This window comes from Rathayibacter sp. AY2B3 (assembly GCF_002931755.1).
In the GTDB taxonomy this organism is placed as follows: Bacteria; Actinomycetota; Actinomycetes; order Actinomycetales; family Microbacteriaceae; genus Rathayibacter.
Window position 1 is genome coordinate 43708 of sequence record NZ_PSUG01000026.1, and the last position, 8672, is coordinate 52379.

Genomic DNA, 8672 nt, shown 5'->3' on the forward strand with positions numbered 1-8672 from the left:
GGTCGTCCGCCGACAGGACGAAGGACACCGTTGACGCCCGGCGAGCCGAACAGGGCATACCCGCACACAAGGAGTGCCGTCTTCGAACGTTCCAGATGAGCGAGGTCGATCAGCGGATGCACCGCAACGGTGCCGCTGAGGTAGGGGCCTGACCTTGCGCATCATCGACAACGTCTCAGATTTGCTCGGGGATGACCTTAGAAGTGAGATCACGCCCGGATCGAAGGTGCGGATTGCAGCGTCGACATTTTCGATGTTCGCGTTCGAAGCGTTGCGCGACGAGCTCGAGAAGGTCTCCGAGCTCGAGTTCATCTTCACGTCGCCGTCGTTCATCACCGAGAAGGCGACCGACAAGCTCCGCAAGGAGCGCCGCGAGTTCTTCATCCCCGGCGGCCCCGCGGAATATTCCATCGCCGGTAGCGAGTTCGAGGTGCGCCTTCGCAACAGGCTCACTCAGCGCGCGATCGCGAGAGAGTGTGCTGACTGGGTGCGGCGCAAGGTGACCTTCCGTTCAAACTCCACCGGCAAACCGATGCAGCAGTTCGTCGTCGTCGACGACCGGGCGGCGTACATGCCGGTGCAGGGATTCACCACGGCCGATCTCGGGTACGAGTCAGGAGCAGCGGTATCGAACATGGTTCACCGGGTCGACGAGACGCCGATGGCCAACCAGTATGTGCAACTGTTCGACCAGATCTGGAACAACGCGAACCAGGTCGACGACGTGACCGAGGCGGTCGCAGAGCACATCGCAAGCGTGTACGCAGAGAACAGCCCCGAGCGGATCTACTTCCTGATCCTCTACAACCTGTTCTCCGAGTTCCTCGACGACATCAGCGAAGACGTCCTGCCGAACGACCGCACAGGCTACCAGGACACGAAGATCTGGCAGAGCCTCTACAACTTTCAGCGTGACGCGGCGACCGGCATCATCAACAAGCTCGAGACGTACAACGGCTGCATCCTTGCCGATAGCGTCGGTCTCGGTAAGACGTTCACCGCGCTAGCGGTGATCAAGTACTACGAGCTGCGCAACAAGAGCGTGCTGGTCCTGGCGCCGAAAAAGCTTGCCGAGAACTGGACGAACTACAACGCGAACCTCACGACCAACCTCTTCGCGAGCGATCGATTCAACTACGACGTGCTCGCCCATACCGACCTGTCTCGGACCCGCGGTGAGTCGCTCGGCCTCCGCCTGGATCGAATCAATTGGGGCAACTACGACCTGGTCGTGATCGACGAGTCGCACAACTTCCGCAACGCCGACTACTCCGAGGAGAAAGAGTCGCGGTACCAGCGGCTGATGCGGCAGGTGATCCGCGAGGGCGTCAAAACCAAGGTATTGATGCTGTCGGCGACGCCGGTCAACAACCGCTTCAACGACCTCAAGAATCAGCTGCAACTCGCCTACGAAGGCGAGAGCGACGCCCTCGCCCAGCAACTGACGCTCTCGACGTCGGTGGAAAACGTGTTCCGTGATGCGCAGAGGGCGTTCAACGACTGGTCCAAACTTGACCCCGCAGACCGCACCGCCGCTCGCATCCTGCAGATGCTCGACTTCGATTTTTTCGAACTCCTCGACGCGGTGACAATCGCGCGATCACGCAAGCACATCCAGGCGTTCTACAGCACGAGTGACGTCGTCGCCTTCCCGAAGCGGCTCCCCCCCGTGTCGATCCGCGAACCGCTCACAGATCTGGCCGCGATTCCCGCGTTCGACGAGATCTTCGACCGGCTGCAAGCCCTCAATCTTGGCGTCTACACGCCGCTGAATTATGTGTTGCCGTCACGTCGCGCCAAGTACGTGGATGCCTCCCGCGTGACGGGGGGGACGGCCCGAGGGAACCTTGGTCAACAGGGCCGTGAAAAGGGCATCCAGAAGCTCATGACGGTCAACCTGCTCAAGCGGCTTGAGAGCTCGGTCGAGGCATTTCGTCTGACGCTCGGTCGACTCGAGCAGATCACCGGTCGCATGCTCGGCCAGTTGGATGCGGGCAATGAAATTGCAGGCGCAGGCACGAACGGACTGGACCTGGACACGGATGAACCAGACGACGCCCAGCTCGCCTCCCTCCTCGTGGGCGGTGACGTGCGCATCGCTCTGGCGGATATCGATGTCGAGTCCTGGCGGTACGACCTGAACTCGGATCTAGAGATCCTGCGCGTCCTTCTCGCGGACATGACACGCGTGGTGGCGGACCGCGACCTCAAACTCAGCCGTTTGCTGAACGTTATCGAGAGTAAAGTCGAGCGGCCTCTCAATCCGGGAAACCGCAAAGTGCTAATTTTCTCGGCGTTCGCTGACACCGCCGAGTATCTGTACCGTGAGCTGGCCCCAGTGCTCGCAGGTCACGGTCTCGAAACGGCGCTGATCACCGGAGGAACGAGCGGCGCACGCACGACGCTCGGTAAGGGGTTCGATGCGCAGCAAGTGATGACCATGTTCTCGCCACGCTCGAAGCAACGCGACATGACGATGCCACAAGAAACACGCGAGATCGACGTACTCATCGGCACCGACGTCATCAGCGAGGGGCAGAACCTGCAGGACTGCGACTACCTCATAAACTACGACATCCACTGGAACCCCGTGCGCATCATCCAGCGCTTCGGACGCGTGGACCGCATCGGATCGACGAACGACGTCATTCAGCTCGTAAACTTCTGGCCCGACATCTCTCTCGACGCTTACATCAACCTCAAGGAGCGAGTCGAGGGCCGCATGGTTATCGCGGATATCGCTGGCACCGGAGAGGACAACGTACTCGACCCGGGCGGCGCCGAAGCCGCGTATCGGCGGGAGCAGCTGCGGCGTCTGCAGGATGACGTCGTTGATCTTGAGGACGTCCGCGCAGGGGTCTCGATCACTGACCTGGGGCTCAACGACTTCCGCATGGATTTGCTCGGATTCATCAAGCAGCACGGCAATTTGCGCCGGCACCAAATGGGATTACACGCCGTAATCCCAGCTGACGAGGCACAGGGACTGCCGCCGGGAGTGATCTTCGCCCTCCGCAATGTCAACGCACCGGACGACGCGAATCGAGGAAACCGCCTGCACCCGTACTACCTCATCTATCTCAGCGAGGACGGGCGCGTGGTCGCCGATCACACCGAAGCCAAACGGCTGCTTGATCTTCTGCGCGCTGGCTGCCGCGGCCTCAACGAGCCCGTCGCGCGCGTCGTCGCGGCGTTCAACGCTGAGACCCGCGACGGGGCTGAGATGGGACGCTACTCGGCGTTGCTCACCGACGCGATCCGTTCCATGATCAACGTCACCGAGGACCGCGACGTCGACAGTCTCTTCAGCCCCGGCCACACCACCGCCCTGGTGCAATCCATCGCTGGACTCGACGACTTCGAGCTGATTGCCTTCCTCGCTGTCGTCACAGAAGCCGCCGATGACTGAAGCCGTACTCCTGCGTTGGCCCGCAGGCTCTGCCTTCGGCCGTTCGATACCCAAGACCAAATTTTACGAGCACGGCAATATCCACACCGCGTTGCGTGAGAAGTTTGTCAACGACATCCAGCGCATCACGTGGGCCTACAAGCTCGCCGACGGCACTATCAAGTTGCGCGGTACGACAGCGGTTCCCGAGATCCAAGTGTTCGCGGTCCAGACCAAGGGCGCGGACGTCGCCAACGAAGTCCTCACCGCCATCGACAAAACGATCCACTTCCCAATCATCTTCGAAGTTGCGAGCACCGAGGGAATTCGCATGGTTGCCGCGCAGAAATCGCTCGACGGCAACGCACCTCACATAGCAACCTACTTTTCGACCGATTGGCAGTCCGTCGACGCCCCCCGCCGGCCACTCCCGACGGCGCTCGACCTGCCGAGCCTGTACGAGGCAATTCTCGCGTCGCTGCTTCCTCTGCCCACCCGCGTCAGCGAGACAGTGTCAGACGCAACGGGCAGGCTAGAACGCATCCGAAAGGTTCAGCGTGAAATCACCTCGCTGGAGAAGAAGCTTCGCACCGAACCACAACTCAATCGAAAGATAGACCTGCGCAGGCAACTCAAGGAATGCGAAGCTGTGTTTGCGGAGCTGTCCGACCCTGCGCCGAGCAAAAAGGGATAACCGTGGAAAAACTAAGGATGAACTCACCGGACCTGACCGAACGGAACATCGACAAGGTTGCCAAACTCTTCCCGACGGTCATCACTGAAGCATTTGACGTGAACGGTAACTTAGTGCGTGCCGTCGATTTCGATGCACTCCGCCAGGAGCTCTCCGGCCACGTCATTGAAGGACCTCAAGAGCGGTACCAACTCGACTGGCCAGGTAAGCGTGCGGCCGCATTCGCCGCCAACGCGCCAGTCGCTAAGACGCTACGTCCTGTGCGAGAGGAGTCTGTCGACTTCGATACCACGAAGAACGTTTTCATCGAGGGTGACAACCTTGAGGCGCTAAAATTGCTGCAAGAGTCGTATCTTGGTAAAGTTAAGCTGATATACATTGACCCACCCTACAACACTGGATCGGAATTTATATATGAAGATGACCGATCCGAGGACACTCAGACATACCTTCGTCGCTCAGCGCAAATCGACAGTAATGGTGAGCGACTCGTCGCGAACCTGGAATCGAACGGGCGCTTTCATTCCGATTGGCTGAGCATGCTTTACCCGCGCCTTAGATTGGCTAGGGCCTTGCTCTCAGAGAATGGTGCGATTTTCGTTTCCATTGACGACCATGAGCGTGACAATCTTAAGCGAATCATGGATGAGATTTTTGGGGAACAGAGCTTCGTGGCCTCCATAATTTGGCGGAAAAAAGCCTCGCCGGATGCCCGGTCGACCATCGGAGCAGTTCACGACTACCTCCTCTGCTACGTCAGAAATCCTGAGAAGCCAAAGAACGCCATTGGGAAGATCGCGCTGAGCGAGAAGCGTCTAGCATCATTCAAGAACCCAGATAGGGATCCACGAGGCCCGTGGGCGTCGGTCGACATGACCGGCATGACAGGAAGGGCCACCAAGGACCAATATTTTTCGGTGACGTTGCCGAGTGGTCGAATCATTCAGCCTCCAGCAGGGCGCTCGTGGGGGTTGGTTGAACGCACTTTCGTCGAGCTCCGTGCTGATGGCCGCATTTGGTTTGGCAAAGACGGTGACAACGTCCCCCGCATCAAGCGGTTTCTGAAGGAGACGGAGGGACAGACAATCCCCTCGTACTGGGATTTCTCGGAAGTCGGCAGTAACGAAGAGGCCACAGATGAACTGGCCGCCTTGTTTGAGGGCGTCCGGGCTTTCGACACACCGAAGCCAGTAAGGCTGATGCGGCGCCTGCTCGAAATTGGAACATCACGCTCGGATGGCGACGTTGTCCTAGACTTTTTCGCAGGTTCAGGGTCCATGGGAGACGCGGTTCTCCGAGCGAATGCGGACGACGGCGGCAACCGGAAGTTTATTCTGGTGCAGCTTGATGAACAGTGCAAACCTAGATCGGATGCAGCAATTGCCGGTTATAAAACAATCTCTGAAGTGACCCGCGATCGCATCCGCCGGGTAGGTGTGGCACTCAGGCAGGAGCTTAGCGACGTTGATGCCGGATTCCGTATGCTCCGCATTGACAGCACCGGCTTCACGGATACGTCGCGCGCCCCGGATCAACTCGAACAGTCGTCACTCGTCGATTTGAGCACGAGCATCAAGGCTGAAAGGACTCCGGAGGACCTCCTGTTCGAGGTATTATTGAGCTGGGGCCTAGATATGTCTTCTAAAATCGTTCAGCAAACCATCGACGGAATACAGGTGCACTCAGTCGATGACGATGCCCTAGTCGCCTGCTTTGCAGAAGAGGTTCCAGTGGAAGTTGTCCGCTCACTTGCGGAAAGGCGTCCATTGCGGGCAGTTTTCCGCGATACGGGATTCGCCACCGATTCGGCGCGAATCAACGCAGAGCAGATTTTCCGCCAGAGTTCCCCCGAGACAGAGGTAAGGGCGATTTAACCTCATGAAGCTCCAGTTCAAGGTCCAGCAGTACCAGACCGATGCCGTGAATGCAGTCGTCGAAGTATTTGCTGGGCAGCCGTTCGTCGATGGCGTGAGGTATCGCGTCGACCCCGGCAAGGATGCAGCGCTGACGCTGCTTGAGGACGCCGGTCTGCGTAACACGGAGCTGGCGCTGACCCCTTCGCAGCTGTTGACGAACGTGCAAGGGGTCCAGCGGGGAAGCGGATTGTCCTTATCGAAGGACCTGAAGGACCCGGCTCGGGTATCGGCGGCGGCGTTGAATCTCGACGTCGAGATGGAGACCGGCACAGGCAAGACCTACGTCTACACGAAGACGATCATGGAGTTGCACAAGCGCTATGGATGGTCGAAGTACATCGTGATCGTGCCATCGGTCGCGATACGCGAGGGCGTGAAAAAATCGTTTGACATCACCGCCAAGCACTTCCAGCAGTCCTACGGGACTAAGCCGCGCACGTTCGTCTATAACTCATCGCGGTTGCACGAGCTGGAGCGGTTCTCGTCCGACGCTGGCGTTCAGGTGATGATTATCAACGTCCAGGCGTTCAACGCTGCCGGTAAAGACGCTCGGCGTATTTACGAGATGCTCGATGACTTCCAGTCTCGCAGACCGATTGACGTGATAGCGGCGAACAGGCCGATCCTCATCATCGACGAGCCGCAGAAAATAGAGGGTGACGCAAGTAAGCCGTCGAAGTCGTTGGAAGCGCTCGCACGATTCAACGCGTTGTTCGCGGTGCGTTACTCAGCGACTCACAAGATCGAGCGTACCAAGGTGCATCGCCTCGACGCAGTCGACGCCTACAACCAGAAGCTCGTGAAGAAAATTGCAGTGCGCGGCATCACCGTGAAGCACCTCGCCGGCAGCATGGCTTACCTATACGTGGACGGGCTGGAGGTGGGTAAGGGGCCGGACTTTCCAAAGGCGAGGGTCGAGCTCGAAGTGCAGACCGCTCTGGGCATCAAGCGGCAGGTGAAGCGGCTGAGCCAGGGCATGAATTTACACGCCATATCCGGGGGAATCGAAGCGTATAATGGCTTATTCGTTCGTGACATCGACGCCAATCGCGACATTATCGAGCTGAGCAACGGCTCGTTTGTTGCCGCTGGTGAGGTTACCCAAGACGTGACCGACGATGCGAAACGACGTATCCAAATCAGGGAAGTCATTCGAGCCCACCTCGACAAGGAACGCGAGCTATTCGCGCAGGGCATCAAGGTGTTGTCGCTGTTCTTTATCGACGAAGTTGCCAAGTACCGTGTCTACAACCAAGAGAACACCCTTGGGGAGTATGCGCGCGTTTTCGAGGAGGAGTACGAGACGCTATTGGCCGACTACCTCGCTCATCTAGATCTCGACGAGGCTGCCGAGCGGTACCGTGCGTATGTCGGGGCGATCGACGTTCGTAAAACCCACGCGGGCTACTTCTCAATCGACAAAAAGTCCGGCCACCAGGTTGACGGGCGAGTGAAAAAGAGCGGCGACAACGCGGGCCAGTCAGATGACGTGGACGCGTACAACCTGATCCTGAGAGACAAGGAACGACTGCTGTCGTTCCAAGAGCCGGTGCGGTTTATCTGGTCGCACTCGGCGCTGCGCGAGGGCTGGGATAACCCAAACGTATTCGTAATGGGCATGTTGAAAAAGAGTGACAACACCACGACGAGACGGCAGGAGATTGGTCGTGGTTTGCGCCTGTGCGTCGACCAGCACGGTGAAAGAATGGACAATCCAAGTACTGTGCACGATATCAATGAGCTCACGGTCGTCACGGACGAGTCTTACACCGACTTCGTCGGCGCGCTTCAGAAAGAGATCCTCCAATCGCTGTCGACTCGGCCACGCAAGGCAAGTGTCGATTACTTTGCTGGGAAACACATCAAGCTTGCGGACGGCTCAACGAGAGCGCTGGAGAAGACGGTCGCGCAAGCATTCTACAACCACCTCATCCGACATGATTATATCGACGACGACGGTCTCGTCACGCAGACTTACAAGGAAGCCCGCGCGGGGGGCACGCTGGCCCCACCGGCCGCGGATGTGTTGAAACCGGTCATCGACTTCGTCTGGCCGTTACTAGATGCGCTCTACCTCGACGTGCCCAGTCCAATAGACGGCCGCAAGCCGAAGAGGATCCCGTTGAACGAGGTGAACTTTAGAAAGCGCGAGTTTCAGGAGTTGTGGCGCCGCATCAATCACAAGGCTGTCTATCAGGTCGAGTTTGACTCTGGCGAGCTCATTACTAACTGCATTCGAGTGCTCGATAGGTCCCTCAATGTCACAGCGATGCAGTACCTTGTTGAAAGCGGCCGACAGGTCGTGGGCCTCGAGGTTGATCAGCTAGAGTCGGGCACGGGCTTCAAGGTTTCCGAAACTAAGGTCGAGCACTCAGCCGTTTCTGCAAGCTCCACGGTGAAATACGATCTCCTTGGCGAAATTGCGGAAAAGACCCAACTAACTCGCCGCACTTGCACGGAGATCCTCACCGGAATCAACCCCAGCACCTTTGCAAAGTTCAAGCAGAACCCCGAGCAGTTCATAGGCGAGGTGGCCAGGCACATCAACGAGCAAAAGGCGACCGTGATTGTCGAGCACCTCGCCTATGATCCGCTCGATGGTCGCTACGACTCATCGATCTTCACCGAGAACCAGACAACTCAGGACCTGTCGAAGGCGGGTGACAAGCTCACG

At 58.3% G+C, this 8672-nt stretch carries 4 protein-coding genes; all 4 read left to right on the forward strand.

The window, feature by feature from the left end; genetic code table 11:
* Positions 1–154: 154 nt before the first annotated feature.
* The gene (locus tag C5C24_RS10315; RefSeq protein ID WP_104304900.1) at positions 155–3409 is read left to right on the forward strand and encodes a helicase-related protein; all 3255 of its coding nucleotides are present in this window, start codon (positions 155–157) and stop codon (positions 3407–3409) included.
* Positions 3402–4082 (forward strand): DUF4391 domain-containing protein, encoded by a 681-nt coding sequence (locus tag C5C24_RS10320; RefSeq protein ID WP_104304901.1) that lies wholly within the window; start codon positions 3402–3404, stop codon positions 4080–4082. Before C5C24_RS10315 ends, C5C24_RS10320 begins: the two co-directional genes overlap by 8 nt.
* A 17-nt stretch (positions 4083–4099) precedes the next feature.
* Complete coding sequence (locus tag C5C24_RS10325) at positions 4100–5956, forward strand: site-specific DNA-methyltransferase (RefSeq protein ID WP_219812862.1); 1857 nt, start codon at positions 4100–4102, stop codon at positions 5954–5956.
* 4 nt (positions 5957–5960) lie between these two features.
* Positions 5961–8672: DEAD/DEAH box helicase family protein (locus C5C24_RS10330; protein WP_104304903.1), on the forward strand; the 2712-nt coding region annotated here is incomplete at its 3' end.

Bases quoted from the DNA above. Each gene is read 5' to 3' on its own strand.
- C5C24_RS10320 (WP_104304901.1), top strand. From the start codon at position 3,402: ATGACTGAAGCCGTACTCCTGCGTTGGCCCGCAGGCTCTGCCTTCGGC.
- C5C24_RS10325 (WP_219812862.1), top strand. From the start codon at position 4,100: ATGAACTCACCGGACCTGACCGAACGGAACATCGACAAGGTTGCCAAA.